15 protein-coding genes are annotated in these 17,030 nt (G+C 35.6%); 8 read left to right on the top strand and 7 right to left on the bottom strand.

Annotated elements, in window-relative coordinates; all coding sequences use genetic code 11:
• Positions 1-163: 163 nt before the first annotated feature.
• Together ACIPKN_RS25720 and ACIPKN_RS25715 are read left to right on the top strand one after the other, a co-directional pair.
• The gene (locus ACIPKN_RS25720) at positions 164-445 is read left to right on the top strand and encodes a GNAT family N-acetyltransferase (protein WP_142508516.1); all 282 of its coding nucleotides are present in this window, start codon (positions 164-166) and stop codon (positions 443-445) included.
• 778 nt (positions 446-1,223) lie between these two features.
• Entirely contained in the window at positions 1,224-1,529 is a 306-nt protein-coding gene (locus tag ACIPKN_RS25715) for a hypothetical protein (protein WP_142508515.1), read from the top strand.
• Between the two features lie 13 nt (positions 1,530-1,542).
• Here ACIPKN_RS25715 and ACIPKN_RS25710 read toward each other — a convergent pair whose 3' ends face one another.
• The 3 genes from ACIPKN_RS25710 to ACIPKN_RS25700 form a co-directional block, all read right to left on the bottom strand.
• On the bottom strand, positions 1,543-2,688 hold the full coding sequence (locus ACIPKN_RS25710; protein ID WP_400941648.1) for an MFS transporter: 1,146 nt from the start codon (positions 2,686-2,688) through the stop codon (positions 1,543-1,545).
• Positions 2,689-2,808: 120 nt separating this feature from the next.
• Positions 2,809-4,329, bottom strand: coding sequence for a succinyl-CoA:acetate CoA-transferase ScpC (gene scpC, locus ACIPKN_RS25705; protein WP_142508513.1), 1,521 nt, complete (start codon positions 4,327-4,329; stop codon positions 2,809-2,811).
• A 448-nt stretch (positions 4,330-4,777) separates the two neighbouring features.
• Complete coding sequence (locus ACIPKN_RS25700; RefSeq protein ID WP_132361594.1) at positions 4,778-5,428, bottom strand: LytTR family DNA-binding domain-containing protein; 651 nt, start codon at positions 5,426-5,428, stop codon at positions 4,778-4,780.
• Between the two features lie 503 nt (positions 5,429-5,931).
• Here ACIPKN_RS25700 and ACIPKN_RS25695 point away from each other — a divergent pair.
• The 4 genes from ACIPKN_RS25695 to ACIPKN_RS25680 all read left to right on the top strand — a co-directional run bounded on the left by ACIPKN_RS25695 (position 5,932) and on the right by ACIPKN_RS25680 (position 9,053).
• Positions 5,932-6,726 carry a helix-turn-helix transcriptional regulator gene (locus tag ACIPKN_RS25695; RefSeq protein WP_400941644.1) on the top strand — a complete coding sequence of 265 codons (795 nt, stop codon included), beginning with the start codon at positions 5,932-5,934 and terminating at the stop codon, positions 6,724-6,726.
• Positions 6,727-6,915: 189 nt separating this feature from the next.
• Entirely contained in the window at positions 6,916-7,671 is a 756-nt protein-coding gene (gene yidC / locus ACIPKN_RS25690; RefSeq protein ID WP_323654700.1) for a membrane protein insertase YidC, read from the top strand.
• Between the two features lie 57 nt (positions 7,672-7,728).
• On the top strand, positions 7,729-7,977 hold the full coding sequence (locus tag ACIPKN_RS25685; RefSeq protein ID WP_400941641.1) for a hypothetical protein: 249 nt from the start codon (positions 7,729-7,731) through the stop codon (positions 7,975-7,977).
• A gap of 299 nt (positions 7,978-8,276) precedes the next feature.
• The gene (locus ACIPKN_RS25680) at positions 8,277-9,053 is read left to right on the top strand and encodes a M15 family metallopeptidase (RefSeq protein ID WP_400941639.1); all 777 of its coding nucleotides are present in this window, start codon (positions 8,277-8,279) and stop codon (positions 9,051-9,053) included.
• Positions 9,054-9,109: 56 nt separating this feature from the next.
• Here the strand turns inward: ACIPKN_RS25680 and cls are convergent, their stop codons facing one another.
• From cls to ACIPKN_RS25665, 3 genes are all read right to left on the bottom strand, one after another.
• Complete coding sequence (cls, locus tag ACIPKN_RS25675; RefSeq protein ID WP_400941637.1) at positions 9,110-10,567, bottom strand: cardiolipin synthase; 1,458 nt, start codon at positions 10,565-10,567, stop codon at positions 9,110-9,112.
• A gap of 187 nt (positions 10,568-10,754) precedes the next feature.
• Positions 10,755-11,546, bottom strand: a complete 792-nt coding sequence (locus ACIPKN_RS25670) for a YwqG family protein (RefSeq protein WP_400941635.1) — start codon at positions 11,544-11,546, stop codon at positions 10,755-10,757.
• Between the two features lie 656 nt (positions 11,547-12,202).
• Positions 12,203-13,363 (bottom strand): MFS transporter, encoded by a 1,161-nt coding sequence (locus ACIPKN_RS25665; protein WP_400941633.1) that lies wholly within the window; start codon positions 13,361-13,363, stop codon positions 12,203-12,205.
• 655 nt (positions 13,364-14,018) lie between these two features.
• Between ACIPKN_RS25665 and ACIPKN_RS25660 the strand changes: the two genes are divergently transcribed.
• Positions 14,019-14,156 (top strand): Lmo0850 family protein, encoded by a 138-nt coding sequence (locus ACIPKN_RS25660; RefSeq protein WP_166672133.1) that lies wholly within the window; start codon positions 14,019-14,021, stop codon positions 14,154-14,156.
• Positions 14,157-14,216: 60 nt separating this feature from the next.
• Here the strand turns inward: ACIPKN_RS25660 and ACIPKN_RS25655 are convergent, their stop codons facing one another.
• The gene (locus tag ACIPKN_RS25655; RefSeq protein ID WP_400941629.1) at positions 14,217-15,404 is read right to left on the bottom strand and encodes an FtsW/RodA/SpoVE family cell cycle protein; all 1,188 of its coding nucleotides are present in this window, start codon (positions 15,402-15,404) and stop codon (positions 14,217-14,219) included.
• Positions 15,405-15,954: 550 nt separating this feature from the next.
• Between ACIPKN_RS25655 and ACIPKN_RS25650 the strand changes: the two genes are divergently transcribed.
• Complete coding sequence (locus ACIPKN_RS25650) at positions 15,955-16,707, top strand: hypothetical protein (RefSeq protein WP_132361612.1); 753 nt, start codon at positions 15,955-15,957, stop codon at positions 16,705-16,707.
• The last annotated feature ends 323 nt before the right edge of the window (positions 16,708-17,030 follow it).

Raw genomic sequence — 17,030 nt, 5'->3', positions numbered from 1 at the left:
CACAGTGCCAAATGAAAAAAGCGAGGTATTCAACGATTTAATCGTTGAATACCTCGCAATGTGAAAAGATATAGACTTTTTCAGTGCCCTCATTTTCATAGGGGGCTTTTTTAGTGTTACGTGTAAAGAGCTATGTTACTATGATAAAAAGGAGTGGTGAGAAATGGAATTTCAATTACAACAGCTGGCAGAAAATAAGCTTGCTTTTGTTTATGAGCAAGAAGGGGAAAGATTAGCGGAAATTACATGGCAACAAAAGGGGCAAGTAATGATAATGGATCACACATATGTATCAGATAAACTCCGTGGCCAAGGTGTGGCAAAAAAATTGTTGGATCATGCTGCAGCTTATGCGCGTGAGAAAGGTTATAAAATGGAAGCTGTTTGCTCGTATGTAGTTGCTGCATTTGAAAAATCTAATGATTATAATGATGTAAAACGATAAAGTGAAACTCTAATCAGTGGAGATTTTTTTATCCCCGCTGCCAATCGAGCGTTAACGGGCAGTTTAATCTCATCTATTTGCAAAATTGTATGGTGAAACTTACTGCCCGTTAATGCGGGATAAAAAATAAGGCAATTTGCTTGTTAAATAAAGCAGTTAGAGCTTGCGGCGGATGTACAGGACCCTTTTTCGATTCCGGACGCATTGTGTTTATCTGTAGCAAAAGCGCAAAGCGCCAGCTATACATGTTTTTTTTGTGCGACAGCGGAGATTATGCCGAGCCATAATTGATTTTTGCAAATCATCTATGCTATTCCTTACAGTAAAATACTATAAATTAGTACTGTTAAGATGCCTGCCCCACCTACTAATGAAGCCATGTCTACCCAATCATATACTGAGTCCAAATCTTTCATGATAATCACTCTCCAATTATTAGTGTTAATACATTATTTCCCTTTAACTGCCCTTTGTAATCATAAATATTTACCATAACGTGGGGTTTAATTTAGTTTCAATTGGGTACTTTAAATAGCATTCCTTATTTTTGGTGATAAACAAGAAATACCTGTAATAGAATTTAGTAGGAGGTTTATTAACGATGTCTGAGAACATACAGACTTACTATGAATTTTGTTTATATGGTGAGACGAAGGATTATAGATGATCTCTCTTTTTATATATGCTGTAACGTATATAAAAATTATGTTTAGTCCTCAAATAATAAGGAAAAGATATAATATAGAGCCAGTTTCTATATTTTTGGGAGGGATTTATAATGGCAAAAGGAAAAAGAACAGGTGTTTTAATTGCAGGGTTAGCTGTAGCAGCATCTTATTTAAGTAAAAAAGAAAATCGTGATAAAGCATTAAGTATGCTCAATAGTACAAAATCTAAATTAGCATCTTATTTGAATACAACGAATATGGAGATGCACAAAGACATATCAGAGCGTATATCGACTGAAGTAGCGACAGAAGCTGGAACGTCCCCAACAAAAATAGCTTCAAACGAAATGGTTGCTGAAGGTGGAGGACATACAGGTATCCATTACTACAATGGAGAAATTCAGAAAGATAAATAATAACAAAACCTTCTCATTTCACATGAGAAGGTCTTTTTTGTGTACATATAATGATCGTTGCAAATGCTAATAATACAATTCCAGTAAATATAAAGCCGCTGACAATACCTAGTGAGAGCCATCCAAGTAATGAGGAACCTAGGACAACTCCTAGTGAAAAGAAGGCATAAAAATAACCATAGGCTTTTCCACGGATTTCAGCAGTCGTAGAGTCGATTAAAAGTGAATTTACTGATGGGAACAGGAAGCCAAAACCGATACCATAGCAGGCCATTGCAATATAAAGTAACGTACTTGAATCCGCCTGACTAATTAATAATTGACTGATCCCCATTAAACTTATACCAAGTGATAATGTTTTAATTGGTGCCACTCTATCGAAAATACGGTTAGTCGGTAAAATAAATACGAGTACAGCAATAATTCCGAATGTACTCATCAAAGTCCCGCTTAAACGTGAATCAAAGCCTAAAGATTGTACTTTTAGAGGAAGGAGATAGGCAATAACCCCTTGAGAAAACATTAAAAAGAATGCACTAGAGAAGGCTTTTAATGTACCTATATTAGTAAAAAGTACATGATTAGGAATGTTTGTAATCGGTGTAGATTTTTCTTTTTTTACTTGCTTTGATTTTAGTAAAAAGAAGGAAAATACACTCAACAAGAGCATAAAGCTTGCAGTTATATTAAAAACGAATGGTACGCTAGTACGACTTGCTAAAATGCCACTAAAGGCAGGGCCGATTATTGCGGCGATGCCAACAAAAGCTCCAGAGATAGCACTACCTTTACCTCTTTTTTCTTGTTCAGTTGCATTTGCTAAAAAGGTAAATGCAGCAGGAACAATTAAGCCCGCAACTAATCCATGTACAAAGCGCACTACTAATAGAACAATAGGATCTTCTACTAAATTATAAAGTGTAAGTGAAAGACCTGTTGTTAGTAGACCTAAGATTAAAATAACGAATGGTCCCTTACGATCCGTTAAAAAACCAGAGATAATATTACCAAATGTATTGGAAAGAGAATACATACCTACAGCCAGGCCAGTAAAGAAGGCTGATGCCCCTAAGGATTCAGCATATGTACTCATAATAGGAAGCTGGGTAAATAGGTCGAAAAATGACAAGAATATAATCAAATAGATAAGTTTCTTCATAGCTCCTCCGATGAAAAGTTATGTATTTAAAGATAGTCCAACACTGATTATACCATTCCCGACAAAAAAAGAACGCCTCATAAGTTTTTTAACTTATGAGGCGTTTCTGAATGATGAAAATTAAGCTTTAGCAACTTCTTTTTTCATTGTTTTATTTTTAGCAAGATTTACGTGCCAAGAAAGTGCTTCCTCTAAAATATGAGGTGTTTGATGGCCGCCAGTTGCTTCTAGAGCACGGTTATAGTAATCCCAAAGTTGTTCTTTGTAATCTGGGTGTGCACAGTTTTCGATAATTAAAGGTACACGCTCTTGTGGTGCAAGACCACGTAAGTCAGCAATACCTTGCTCAGTTACGATTACATCAACATCATGTTCAGTGTGGTCTACGTGAGAAACCATTGGCACGATTGAAGAGATAGCGCCGCCTTTTGCGTATGATTTAGTAACGAAAATACCTAGACGTGCGTTACGTGCAAAGTCACCTGAACCACCGATACCGTTCATCATACGAGTACCAGATACGTGTGTTGAGTTTACGTTGCCATAGATATCTAATTCAAGAGCAGTGTTGATTGAGATTAGACCCAAACGACGGATAAGCTCTGGGTGGTTAGAAATTTCTTGTGGACGTAAGCAAATTTTATCAGCGTATTTCTCTAGGTTGCCATATACTTTTTTCTGTAATTCTTCAGTCAGTGTAATTGAAGTAGCTGCTGCAAATTTAACTTTACCAGCATCAATTAAGTTGAATACAGCATCTTGAAGTACTTCAGAAGCAACAACTAAATCTTCAAATTCTGAATTTGCGAAGCCGTCAAGTACAGCGTTTGCAACAGAACCTACACCAGATTGTAATGGCATTAATTGTTTTGTTAAGCGACCAGCTTTAATTTCATCGCTGAAGAAGTCTAATAAAATGTTCGCCATTGTTTGTGTTTCTTCATCTGGCGGAACGATTAATGAAGGAGCATCTGGCTCTTCAGAAATAACAATCGCTTTAATTTTAGCTGGATCTACTTTAATACCGATGTCACCAATGCGTTGCATAGCATCAGTCATTGGGATTGCTTCACGTTGACCTTGCTCACCTGGTACATAGATATCGTGGATACCTATTAAAGCTTCTGGATGAGAGATATTTAATTCGACAATAATATTTTCAGCGTAATCAGCGAAGATTGGTGAGTTACCTACAGAGTTTGTTGGGATAATAAATCCATCTTCTGTAATAGCAACAGCTTCAAGAATTAAATATTTAATTGGTCCAATAATTCCTTGACGAACTAATTCAGCGTTATGTGAAAGATGAGCGTCAACATATAGGACATCACCTGAGTTAATTAAATTACGGATCGTTGCATCTCCTTGGAATGGTCCACGTTTGCGGATAACACCAGCATCAGCTAAGTATTTATCTACTTCAGGTCCTAAAGAAGCTCCTGTATATACATCAATTTTGAATTTTTCGTTTTTAGCGCGCTCTACTAAAGCCATAGGAACAACTTTTGCGTCCCCCGCACGAGTGAATCCACTCATACCAACTACATCACCATCTGAAATCAGTGCTGCAGCTTCTTCAGCAGTAACAATTTTACTTTCAAGTTCTTTTAAGCCTAGGCGTTTTTGAACATTTGCATCCATAAAAAAATCCTCCCCTAAAATGTTTGATGGAAACCGATTACAAAACTAGAAAAAACGTGTAAGAATTTTCTGTTTATTCAGTTGTAGTATGACTCCAACCATTTGAATAATACTATCACCAAATTGTCACAAAAACTTTAGAAATAGCATTAAATTGAGTAAAAAGAGGAAAAATGAGCATAAAAACGAATTTTTGACAGAGAAAACGGTTTAAAGTAGAGTTGCTTTATTTTTAGAGAGTTTATAACAATAATAATAAAGAAGTGATTTCCGTTCTGGCTAGGCCTTTGTTGTTGCTGCCGCTTCGTTACACTGCGCTTTCGCACAGAGCAAAGCTTCCTGGGGCGTCCGATGAGCTTTAACCAATGTCATTTCAAACTATTGTGGTGAGGAACAGTAAGAAAAAAGTACAGCGAACAATCAAAATTGCTCGCTGTACTTTACAAAATTAGAAACCTAAAGAACGACGGAAGTAACTTGCATAGCGTTGGCTAACAGGAATACGGGTACCGTCTTTCATGATTAATAAAAACGTTGAATGTGAATCTGGTTGAATTTCATCAATGTAGTCAATGTTAACGATATAAGAGCGGTGACAACGTATAAATGAGTCAGGGGCTAAAAATAGCTCAAGATCACTTAGGTTTAAGCGGTGATATCCTTCACGACTCATTGTTTTAACAAATGTTTTTCGGAGCTGTGTTTCAAGATAAATGACCTGATCATGCTTGATTGGGTACCAACAATCGTCAATTTTGATTGTAATGTAATTCGTTAAAAATGCTGACGGCTTTTGTGGGAAGATTGCAGTGATAGCACCCTTTGTTTCCCCTTCTTCCATTAAAGGAATACTCATGCCGTAATAGGCTACTCCAAATACATCAGGTTCAATATAAGAGCTAATCTTTTGTCCATAGTTTAACGCTTTATGAGCCGCAGAGCCTTCTTTAATCGGGTCGCCAGGTTTAATTTTTAAATCAACTTTTTTACTCGGTTGGTAGTACAAGTATTCGTTTGTATCGGAAATTGCAATGGAAGTATTCTCAGGGAAGAACTCCTTAATAATTTCCATAATTTCTTCTATTTGTTTTGGTTCCAATTTTAACACCTCGTCTAAACTTTTAAAAATAGTATTATCATCTATTTTACTACATATTCGTATAAATTATATAGAGAAGATTTCGGAATAAAAAAGAGAAATGTCGATTGATGAAATATAAAGTTGTAAAATCCATTACATAATTTGTAACATATTTTAAATAATTACTAATTCATTTTAGTATGTATATGGTAAAATCTAAATATAGGTAAATAAGTTTACGAAGTTTCTACTATGTATATATGATAAATTAGAACTAGTGCGAGAGACAAAATGTGGTTGAAAGGAAATCGCAGAATATGGTAAAATTCACTTTATAGTCTATTTTTTTTGTAAACTAGTGGTTTAGTTGGGTTATTTTTAAGTTATATTCAATTATATAATTGTGAAATATGACTCAATTCATACAATTATTAAGGAAATACTATTTTCTTATATGAAATAGATAGGTGTCAAAAAATGTAAAAGCAATTCGTGCAATCTGAAGAAAGATGGGGAAGATTATGCAACTACATCAACATTCTATGTCAGAAACGATATCCAAAAGATACTTTCAAGAAATCGATAGTATTAATCAATACATCGGTATAGAAGAATTTTTTAATATTGAGTCGAAATTAATATTTGAAATTTACCATTTAGAATCGGCAAAAGCTAAAAAATCTTTGCATGAATTAATTGATATTCTTTCAATACGTTTTGGCAAACAAGTCATTAAAATTGTCCGAAGTTATTTTTCTGTTTTGTCGTCAATTGTTGCTCGTAAATTGCTAGACAATCAAGTTCCTTCGAAGAAAGCGTTTGCTTTTAACATTGCTTGTAATGATATGATCGAAAATCAAATGAAAGACGCAGAATTTTTACAATTCGCTGATGATTTAATCGATTTCTTTGTCTATTTTATTGCAGATCGCAAGCAACCGACTTTCCGTCACCAGACAGTTAATAAAGTAATTATGTATATAAATGATGAATTAGAAAATGACTTAACAGTGGAAAGTATCGCAAATAACTTCCATATTAGTACCAGTCACTTATCGCGTATTTTTAGAGAACATGTTGGTATTACACTAGTTGAATATCTAAATGTTCGTCGAGTAGAAGAGTCACAGTACTATCTAAGACACACTAATAAAAGTATTACTTCTATTTCAGATCAATTCCATTTCTGTAATCAAAGTTATTTTACCCGCATCTTTAAAAAATATACTGGGGTAACACCCAAACATTTCCGAGATGAACTACATCACCAGTTTTATCGTTTTGAGATGGCGGAATCAGAGCTTCAAAACGTCTAAAGTCAGAAGTATATCTAATATTGTTCACAATGGGTAATAAATAAGATTAATAAAAAGATGCGGACGCATTAGCGATGCTAAAGCTCGCATCTTTTTTATACTATGGAATAAGTAGCACTTGCTATTTGATAAAGATAGGCCAGATAATGTATACTTCATTTTAGTTGATAAATAATAGTAGGTGGAAAAATGAAAAATTTGAAGCTATTTTCAATGCTTGGACTCGCCGTTTTTGTTCTTAGTGGCTGTCAAGCTGTGCAAAACAAAGAAGGTTTTTTCTATAGTGTCTTTGTAAAACCAATGGAATTTTTATTAGAATTTTTCGGTAACACTTTTTCAGGTAGCTATGGTTTAGCAATCATTGCTATTACGGTCCTTATTCGTTTAATCTTAATGCCGATTATGTTAAAAAATTACCGTTCCCAGCAAAAGATGAAAATGAAAATGGATGCGTTTAAGCCTGAAATGGAAGCTGTTCAGAAAAAGATGAAGGAAGCAAAGACAAAAGAAGAGCAAACGCAGTATCAACAAGAAATGATGGCATTATATCAAAAACATGGTATCAATCCACTCAACATGGGCTGTTTACCAATGTTAATTCAAATGCCAATTATCATGGGTCTTTATTTCTCCATTTTATATTCTACAGACGTGAAAGCACACGAATTTTTATGGTTTAGCTTAGGTTCACCTGATATCGCTATGACAATTGTCGCGGGTCTTGTATATTTAGTTCAAGCACGTGTATCATTATGGACAGTACCAGAGCAACAAAAAGCACAAATGAAAATGTTTATTTATATTTCACCAATTATGATTGTCTTTATCTCGATGACATCTATGGCAGCCCTACCACTTTACTGGTCAGTCAGCGGTGCGTTGTTGATTATTCAAACATATATCGGTCGGAAATTTTATTCGGAGCATCCGGAAAAAGTAAACTAAAAAATAATCTTTGTCGAGGCGCCTATGTAGCCTCGATTTTTTTAGGAGGACAGCAAGATGAACATAAAGTTGCTATCATCTATTCTAGTCGCGATTTTTAGTATTGCGGCTATCGTATTTATTATTATGGGTAATTTTAATTTTGCAGTATTGGCAATGACTATTATGTTTGCCGTATCGAATGGCTTTAGGACAAAAAGTTTTAAAGAGCAAGGTTATGTAAAAGAGGCAAAATGGATGAAGTACATGGCAATCTTTTTCTCAATTGCTTCTATAGTAGTGTTTATTATTATTCTCACAGACTAACAGAGTAAAATCAATTTGCCTTGGCATAGTTCCGTGACATCCGTCGGAGGCTTAAACTTCTTTCTGCAATTATTTTCTATAGCGACAGGTAAAGGTGTTTGATTGCGAAAAGAAGTTTAAAAATAATTGGTGAAAACCACACTCTAAATTGTGAACAGTGGTAAAATGAGACTATATCAATATAGTAAAAACTAGTATCGGTACTTACTGAAGGACTGTTCTTTCTACAATAGATTTGATTCTTTAAAAGAAAATCCTTACTATGTAGTACTGGATAACTTTAAAAGGGGTAAAAAATAGTGAAAAAGAAACGTTTACCACTCATCCTTGGTGCTGTAATCTCAGTGGCGCTTATTGTCTCTATTTTCGTAGTGTATAACTATAAAAATAAACTGGTAAGTAATGCATCAGATGAAGAAAAACAACAAACAGCAGAACCAACTAAAAAAGATCCAGCTGCAAAAGAAGAGCCGAAAAAAACAGCAGATAATCCTGTGAAGCCAGAGCAGAAGACAGATAAAAATGGCTATGTACCAAATCAAACATTACCAACTGAGCCGACATATATTAAAGGTATTTTATTAGCGAATAAAATATATCCGTTACCATCTACCTTTGCGCCTGAAGAAAATCCTGAGGCACGTCAAGCTCTAAACAAAATGTTTGCGGCAGCAAAACAACAAGGTTTTGATTTAGTTGCATTTAGCGGCTATCGATCTTTTGAATATCAAACAACATTATATAATAACTATGCTAAACGTGATGGGCAAGCTGCTGCTGATCGCTATAGTGCTCGACCAGGTTATTCAGAACATCAAACAGGTTTGGCCTTTGATATAGGGGAAAACGGCAAAAATAGTTTATGGCTAACTGAAGAATTCGGTGAGACGCCAGCTGGACAATGGTTATTTACGCATGCTCAAGACTACGGCTTTATTTTACGATTCCCCAAAAATAAAGAAGATATCACAGGTTATATGTATGAGTCATGGCACTATCGTTATGTTGGTGTAGACATAGCAAAAGACATAAAAAAACAAAATATTACCCTAGAAGAATATTTAGGTGTGAAATAAAAAAGGGAAGAGAGTTGTTCATAATTAATGAACTAGCTCTCTTCCTTTTTTACATTCTACAAGATAGGTGTTAATAAACGTGAAATTGATTCTTTAAATTTAATCAGTGCAGAACGATTTTTGTACATTTCCCAAGTTAATTCAGTACAATCAAAAATATCTTTTTCGAACAGCTCGGCAAGCTGATGTGAAATCGTTGAGTCATAGATAAATGCATTAATTTCAAAATTCAAACTGAAACTTCGTACGTCAAGGTTTGCAGTTCCGACTGTAGATGCTTCATCATCAATAATAATTGCTTTAGCATGAATAAAGCCCTTCTCGTAAATATAAACTTTTGCACCTGCACGCAATAATTGTCCTACGTATGAGTATGTAGCCCAATAAACAAACATATGATCAGGCTTATTCGGAATCATGATCCTTACATCTATACCTGAAAGCGTCGCAATTTTAATAGCTTCTAAAAAACTAACATCGGGTATGAAATATGGCGTTTGGATATATATATATTTTTTCGCCATATTAATAAGCTTTAAATAACCAATTTTAATTTGTTCCCATTCAGAGTCAGGGCCACTAGACACGATTTGTAAGCCCACATCACCTTTTTTCGGAATAGCGGGGAAGTAACGGTCGGAATAACCCATTTTATGTTGTGCACAAGCTTGATTCCAATCAAGTAAAAAGCGTGTTTGTAATGGATGTACGGCACTACCCTCAATACGTAAATGTGTATCTCGCCAATAGCCAAATTTCTTTTGTAGACCAAGATACTCATCCCCGACATTAAAGCCCCCGATGTAACCAATACGGCCATCAATCACAACAATTTTCCGGTGATTTCTAAAATTTAAACGAGGGTTTATAAGTGGAAAAATAGATGGGAAAAATACTTCGATTTCACCGCCTGCATTAAGCAATTCTTTGAAATGGCGTTTTTTAACGTTGCGTGAGCCCATTTCATCATATAAGATTCTTACCTTAACCCCTTGTTTTGCTTTTTTTATAAGTTTATCAATAATGTTTTTACCTAAGTTATCTAGACGGAAAATATAATATTGAACGTGAATATGATCTTTTGCTACCTCAATATCTTTCAGAAGTTGCTCAAATTTATTTGCGCCATCATCAAAAATATCAATGTGGTTGTCCTGTGTTAATACTGCATTATTTGTTTTAAGATGCATATAAATCATTTCTTTATAATTTTCCGCATTTTCTATACGAAACTCGAACGTACCATCTCGGATCGCTTCTGTCTGATAGCTAATGAGGTTATCGATACCAATATCCTTGCGTCCTTCCCAACGGAATAAATGCTTTCTCCGTAATTGTCGTCCGAATAGCAAGTATAAAATAAACCCACCTAAAGGAATGAAAAATAGTACGAGAATCCATGCCCATGTAGAAGTGGCATCTTTACGCTCTAAAAAAATTATGACCAATGCTGCTAAAATATTGATAAACATAATCAAAGATACTAGAAATCCAAAGTCAGTAAAAATACTCATTTCTACACCTGCCTTTACTATATTTTCGCAATATATCTAGTATAGCTTACTTTATATGTGGAAAGAAGATACGAATTTTGTTAGTAAGCATGGAAAAGGATTACCTCCGAAACTAGCGAGGTAATCCAAAATCAATTTCGCCTTTCCGTAATTGTTGTAAGCTGCCGCTACATTTTTCGAATGAGGATCAATAATGCTCCCATTGAAATAAAATATCAGAAAAATCCCTTTGAAGAAGCTTCTCTCGATTAATAAAAAACTTCCCAACGCCGCTATCCGCCCACATAATACCGATTTCATCATTAGAGTCGATTTGGAGTAACAATACATCATACCGTTTAAGGAGCTGCGATCCGCGACGGATATCTTCCTCTAAAAAATAGGCATAACCACCGATTTTAGCTCCAGCCCCTAAGAAATATTGAAGATAAATCTCTCGTAAATCAACATCTTGTGATGAAGGAATTAAGTTTGGTAAATAATGTATCGCACGATAATCTAAAGCAGATACAGGTTCTTGGATCGCTTGAAATTGTAATGCTAACTCCTGGCGGATAGGGAAACTGTCATCTGCTGTTTGTGCTAAAAACTCCTGTCTAGGGACCGTCGCTTCAAAATTTACAGTAGGATAAAAACGTATTTTATAAAATTGCTGGAAAATATCCTCATGATAATGATCAGCATTCACGAAAATATTAGATGAAATAAAAAATTGCAAAATACCCTGAGATGGGAAATCCTTTAGTGGTGGCATTTCTGCAAAGTTAATTTGAGCTAATAGCCGCATAGGCTCACCTGTAATATCTTTTGGATATGTTTGATAATAGGGTATATAAGGCTCCCCAGCAAATTTACTTTCTGTTAACGTAGTTGAACGTTTATATGGCGTGATAACCATCGCGGAAAGTAGTGTGTCTTCAATTTCAAAACGAAACGATTCTAGCTCTTTTGGAAGTAAAAGATTTGTTATTTTGTTCATGCAGAGCCCTCCGATATTCTGCTATAACTTCTTTTAGCGGGATGTCTTTTAACCGAAAGCGTAGCGGCAGGTACAGATGTCTATTGACCGAAAGCGTAGCGACAGGTACAGATGTCTTCCACCTCTATAGGTGGTAAATGAATGCGGTTTTAAGCCATTTTTCAGCAGGAAATCATCCGCTGAAATAGAGGAACTCAGTCTAAGAACGCCACGTCCGTGGCAACGACTGAGTGACCAACATCTTGCTGTTATTGCCGCTTCGCTTTCGCACAGTCAAAAAAACATTGCTGACGCAGCGTTAGCACTACGCTTTCGTGCAAAAAACATCTGTTGGCCCAAAGCCTCCGGCGGATGTCACGGAAATCGGAAAGGAGTTCACATAGGAAGTTAGCCGTTATCGCATCCATGCGATAAAACGGCTAACTAACCTGCGTCATGTTGTTGCCGCTGCCGCTTCGCTTTCGCGCAGATAAAACCCTTTTGCCGCTGCCGCTTCGCTTTCGCGCAGATAAAACCCTTTTGCCGCTGCCGCTTCGCTTTCGTACAAAGCCGATTCCGGACGCAATTACGCGGAGGCCTAATTAATGGGTCCAATATTTCTTGTGTTGTTCTATAAACTTCGAATTACTATTAAGTTACGGCTTTTTATCAATAAATTATTCAAGTCGTAAAGATTTATTTGATGCCTTAAAAATAAATATTAAAGTTATTGAAACGAATGCTACTGCTGCTGCAGTATAATAGCCTAGACTAGATTGCATCGTAAATAGCCAAGTGAAGAATAGTGGACCTAGTATGCGTCCTAGGTTATCCATTGAATAAGAAAGACCTGCAGCAGTCCCGTATTGACCACCAGATTCTTTGGTCGAAAGAGATACGACACATGTTCTTGCAAGCGCATTTCCCGCTGTGAAAACACAAAGGGCAAAACCCGCCATAATTAAATTAGCTGTTAAAGTGAATAAAAGCATACCCGTAGCTGTGACAATTTGTGCACCTATTAACCAAGTTGTCTCGCTGCCATTTTTAATACGTCTAACAACACCGCCTTGAATAGCTGCATCTACAAAGCCACTAAACATAAACAAATAACCAATTTGTAACGGTGTGATTTGTATTCGATCAATTTGGAATAACTGGAACGTTGCTTCTACTCCGGCCAGCATAAAAGTTACTAAAAACGAGAACATAAATAAATATCGCACACGGTACTGCAGCATTTTGGCCGCACCCTTTGGCACGATGGTACGTTTATTTGTATCTTTTCGTTTTGTAGGTTCTTTTAAAACAAAACTTGCATAAATAAATAATAGTGCAATTAGTGTTGCAGAAGCGACAAATGGTAGTTGCAGGCTATAGTGTCCGAGCATACCGCCAATTGCAGGACCAAAAATAAAACCGAGCCCGATGGACATGCCCATGAAACCCATATATTTATTGCGATCCTCCTCACTCGACATATCTCCTACAAAGCCTGTCACAGATGTGTATAGTGCGCCAGAGAATAAACCGCCCACAACACGTGAGAAGTACAACATTGCTAAATTATCAATAAATAAAGAGAAAATAACAAAGCTTAAGCTAAAACCAGCTAGGCCTATTAATATAAGTTGTTTACGACCTACCTTATCGGACAGCATACCCCAAAATGGTGCAGTGAAAAAACTTGCAAGCGAGTACACTGTAAGTAGGCCACCTACGTGTAAATCATCCCAATTTTGCTGAACTACAACCTCGGGTAAGACCGGTATAATAATCCCGAATCCTAGGTAGACGAGGAATTGAACAGACATTAATAATAAAATTGCCTTTTTCATACAGTACCCTGCTTTCATACGATATTTTAGTATGTATATTCTACCTCTCTTGTTATTGTTATTACAAGAAAACGGAAGACAAAACAATTTAAGTGCTTAATGGCCCATTACTAAAAGTAGGGGATGACATTTGCTAAGGTGCATACCATGTTAAGTGATTAGAGTTTATACTTGGAAACTTCTTGGGGAAAGTGCAGTAGAGAAAAGAGGCTAAAACAATGTATAAAAAACGGCAGACTGTTAACAATGAAATTATATTGATACTAAAAATTAATAACGAGCTATAAAGTAACTAAATGGACTCATTCCATTTTTAATTTTTTGTATCGATTGTCGCATAATGTATTAAATTATCTCTGGGATATACCACTAGAGGGTATATTGGTATTTTGATTTTTTATGTTTAATTTTTGCTATTTAGTGGTAAATAAGTTTATAGAGAATTACATTTATTAACATGTTATAGTTGATGATAAGATGGTAAATAGTATGTTAAGGAAAAATTTACATTGTAACAGAAATGAAAAATTTTAAAGCAGAGTTAAATGGTATGATAGAAAGAGATTAACTCGTCAGACATCATACACTTGCAAAAATGAAACTTTTTTGGAAATATAACGTTATATAACTTGGAGGAAAGATTGAGGTGGAATGTATGAAAAAAGAAGTAGATTTGAAAAAGATCGTTTCGAATTTATCTAAGTTGGGTGTAACAGCCACTGTAACAAAGTCTCGACTTGAACTTTTAAAAGTGCTCACACCACCAACGCAAACTCCGCAAGTTCAAGCTTAACTCGTTCAAATGAAAATGGGTAGTCTCGTAATTGAGACTACCCATTTTTTATATTCATCATTAATCATCATCATCGTGAGTAGTAAACATGTAAGTACGATAGTGGAAACGCATACTGAAAACAAGACCGATGGCTAGCGAGTTCCCCATTAATGAACTTCCCCCATAACTGATAAACGGTAGGGGAATACCGGTAATAGGTAAAAGTTGAATAGTCATACCGATATTTTCAAGTACGTGGAATGTAATCATTGCAATAATACCGGCACATACATATGTTGAGAATGGATCTTTCAATAATAGTGTAGTTTTTGTTAAATGATAGATTAATAAAAAGAACATACAAATAACGATACTAGCACCAATAAAACCCCATTCTTCTCCGATAACCGTAAAAATAAAATCGGTATGATTTTCGGCAACGTAAACCTCACGACCGCGGAAACCTTTTCCGAAAATTTCACCTGAACCAATAGCGTTTAAGGAAGTAATTAAATGGTATCCATCACTAGAAGAATATGAATATGGATCTAGCCAAGAATAGATTCGAGCAAACTGATATGGTTTAAAGCCGAATGTTTTCTCTAAAAAACTCTGCATATAGAGCGCCATCCATAAAAGAGAACCACCTACTAAAGCGCCACCTATAAAAGTGGGTAAAATAATTTTCCATGATATACCTGCTACAATAACAACAGCAGCTGTAATGGCAAAGAATACTAATGCTGAACCAAGGTCAGGCTGCTTCATTATAAGAGCTAAAGGTAGTAACAGTGTAGCAGCGATTTTACCTAGCAATATGAAGTCTGTTTTTACTGATCTAAAAGAATAAACCTCGTTATGCTTACTAATAAGTCGAGCAAGTGCTAGAATGTAAAAGGTTTTCATAAACTCAGAGGGTTGAATATTCCCTAGAGGTGTATGATACCAGCTTTTTGCACCATTAATTTTTTCACCGATTTGTCCTGTTCCTTCTGGCATGAAGATAAGTAGTACTAATAAGACGATGCCTGCACCGTACATATACCAAGACATTTTTTTATATTGGTCAGGTTCAAAAAACATAACTATTCCAATAATTACTGAGCAAATGACGTACCATCGCAATTGTAAAGGAACATAGTTAACGCCATACTGACCTGATGTTTGCGCCGACGCAATGGCTAACAAACTTATGACTAGGAAGGTTAAAAGTATAAAAGCGAGCGTCCAGTCAAAACGATTCGCGAAATTTCGTTTATTTTCCATACAAGCCACCTAAATTAATATAGTATCTCTTCATGAGTAAATTTGATTCAAATTAATTCCAATTCAATATGCTATCAAATATATTTAACTTCTTTCAACAAAAGTCTCCTACTTCTTTCGGTGGTGAAATGCATGCGGATTTAAGCTACTTTTCAAATACCTGCGAAAGAAGTTGAATCGGAAATGAGCTCTTTGTCCAAGCACAAAGCTGATTCCGGACGTAATTATGCCACGGCATAAATTGATAAGGAGTTATTCACCTTAGGTCAAGAGGTAAATATTGATGCCGAAGTAAGTGTGTTAACGATGAGGTTCGATGCTTGCTTTTGGCTTAGAATCCTCGCAGTTATTTGTAAAAATGAATAGAATTATATTCTTAAAAATTTGTTCATTCAGAGTGGTTAAAAACAGATATACAACAGCATCTTTAACATTCATATTATACCTTAAAAAACATTTTTACGCCTGTGAATATTGTTATGACGATTATTAACATAAAATGTTTCAAAAAATTCATGTTTAGTTTTATAATGTAGTGAAGAATGGGGTGATGGTTGTGGCTAAAAAATTAAAGTCAGCTGACGATTTTATGTATCATGTTTATGTTCATATGAATGATGTCGATAAATTTGTTATTTTTAGCGGGCTTAAATTCTCGCAATTTGTGGCTGCACTTGAACCACTGCATCACTTACTGTTATTGAAACATTCCTATGAAGATGGTTCCTTTAATATGCATACACAGTTTGATTATGTACCAGAGGAGGAAGTACCTCAGTTTGTAAAGAAAGCTACTGAATCCAAAGAATTATGTTGGATAGACTTTATGGATGAGAAGAGGCTAGACCAACTAACACCGATGGAACAAGGAGAATTGCTTTACATAAGTCATAAAAAGGAACCGATAACTTCACCATTTTTTAATAAATTGCAAAATCAATTTGTTTACTATTCTTCAGATTTAGAGAAAATGACTAAAATTTATTTTCGCCATTTAAGTGATTTCGATTTACTCATTGCGAATGTTTTGAACAGTTTGATTCGTGAAAAGGAGCGTAGCACTGGTTTTTGGCGACGGAAAGTGAAATCGAGTATTCCTTCTATTTCACCTGAATTTTTGCGTGCCTATCGTTCTTTTACTAAAGACGGAGCACTGTTATCATTGTATCGAATTGAAAAGCCTAAAGTAGCTTACGGTATCGAAATTCGCAATCTGTCAGAATACTCCTTTCCTGATGAGGTATGGGATGATTTAAATACAATTTTGAAAAATGAGCACGATGAATTGATTTATATTATTTAACTTCTTTCAGCGGGTACCCTTGAAATAGAGGAACTCAGTCTAAGGACACCACATCCTGTGTCAACGACTGAGTGACCAACATCATACCGCTGACGCTTCGCTATAAAGCATCTGTTGGCCTATGCACAAAGCTGATTCCTGACGCAATTATGCCTAGGCATAATTGATCTATTCATTTGTATGTAGAATGAATATACACTAAATCTCACCGTCAAAAATACGGTGAGATTTTTATCTTCAGTCAGTTTTGTGTAGCGAAAGCAAAGCGTCAGCTACACAAGATACTCACTTTTACTGGTGGTGAGATGGATGAGGATGTGGTA

Origin of the sequence: Lysinibacillus sp. NPDC086135, from assembly GCF_044746345.1 — a bacterium.
In the GTDB taxonomy this organism is placed as follows: Bacteria; Bacillota; Bacilli; order Bacillales_A; family Planococcaceae; genus Lysinibacillus.
This window is presented reverse-complemented; position numbering and strand designations above follow the sequence as displayed.

Excerpts from the sequence above, each read along its gene's own strand:
- ACIPKN_RS25720 (WP_142508516.1), top strand. The coding sequence starts at position 164 with ATGGAATTTCAATTACAACAGCTGGCAGAAAATAAGCTTGCTTTTGTT.
- ACIPKN_RS25715 (WP_142508515.1), top strand. The coding sequence starts at position 1,224 with ATGGCAAAAGGAAAAAGAACAGGTGTTTTAATTGCAGGGTTAGCTGTA.
- ACIPKN_RS25710 (WP_400941648.1), bottom strand. The coding sequence starts at position 2,688 with ATGAAGAAACTTATCTATTTGATTATATTCTTGTCATTTTTCGACCTA.
- scpC (WP_142508513.1), bottom strand. The coding sequence starts at position 4,329 with ATGGATGCAAATGTTCAAAAACGCCTAGGCTTAAAAGAACTTGAAAGT.
- ACIPKN_RS25695 (WP_400941644.1), top strand. The coding sequence starts at position 5,932 with ATGCAACTACATCAACATTCTATGTCAGAAACGATATCCAAAAGATAC.
- yidC (WP_323654700.1), top strand. The coding sequence starts at position 6,916 with ATGAAAAATTTGAAGCTATTTTCAATGCTTGGACTCGCCGTTTTTGTT.
- ACIPKN_RS25685 (WP_400941641.1), top strand. The coding sequence starts at position 7,729 with ATGAACATAAAGTTGCTATCATCTATTCTAGTCGCGATTTTTAGTATT.
- cls (WP_400941637.1), bottom strand. The coding sequence starts at position 10,567 with ATGAGTATTTTTACTGACTTTGGATTTCTAGTATCTTTGATTATGTTT.
- ACIPKN_RS25670 (WP_400941635.1), bottom strand. The coding sequence starts at position 11,546 with ATGAACAAAATAACAAATCTTTTACTTCCAAAAGAGCTAGAATCGTTT.
- ACIPKN_RS25665 (WP_400941633.1), bottom strand. The coding sequence starts at position 13,363 with ATGAAAAAGGCAATTTTATTATTAATGTCTGTTCAATTCCTCGTCTAC.
- ACIPKN_RS25660 (WP_166672133.1), top strand. The coding sequence starts at position 14,019 with ATGAAAAAAGAAGTAGATTTGAAAAAGATCGTTTCGAATTTATCTAAG.
- ACIPKN_RS25655 (WP_400941629.1), bottom strand. The coding sequence starts at position 15,404 with ATGGAAAATAAACGAAATTTCGCGAATCGTTTTGACTGGACGCTCGCT.
- ACIPKN_RS25650 (WP_132361612.1), top strand. The coding sequence starts at position 15,955 with ATGGTTGTGGCTAAAAAATTAAAGTCAGCTGACGATTTTATGTATCAT.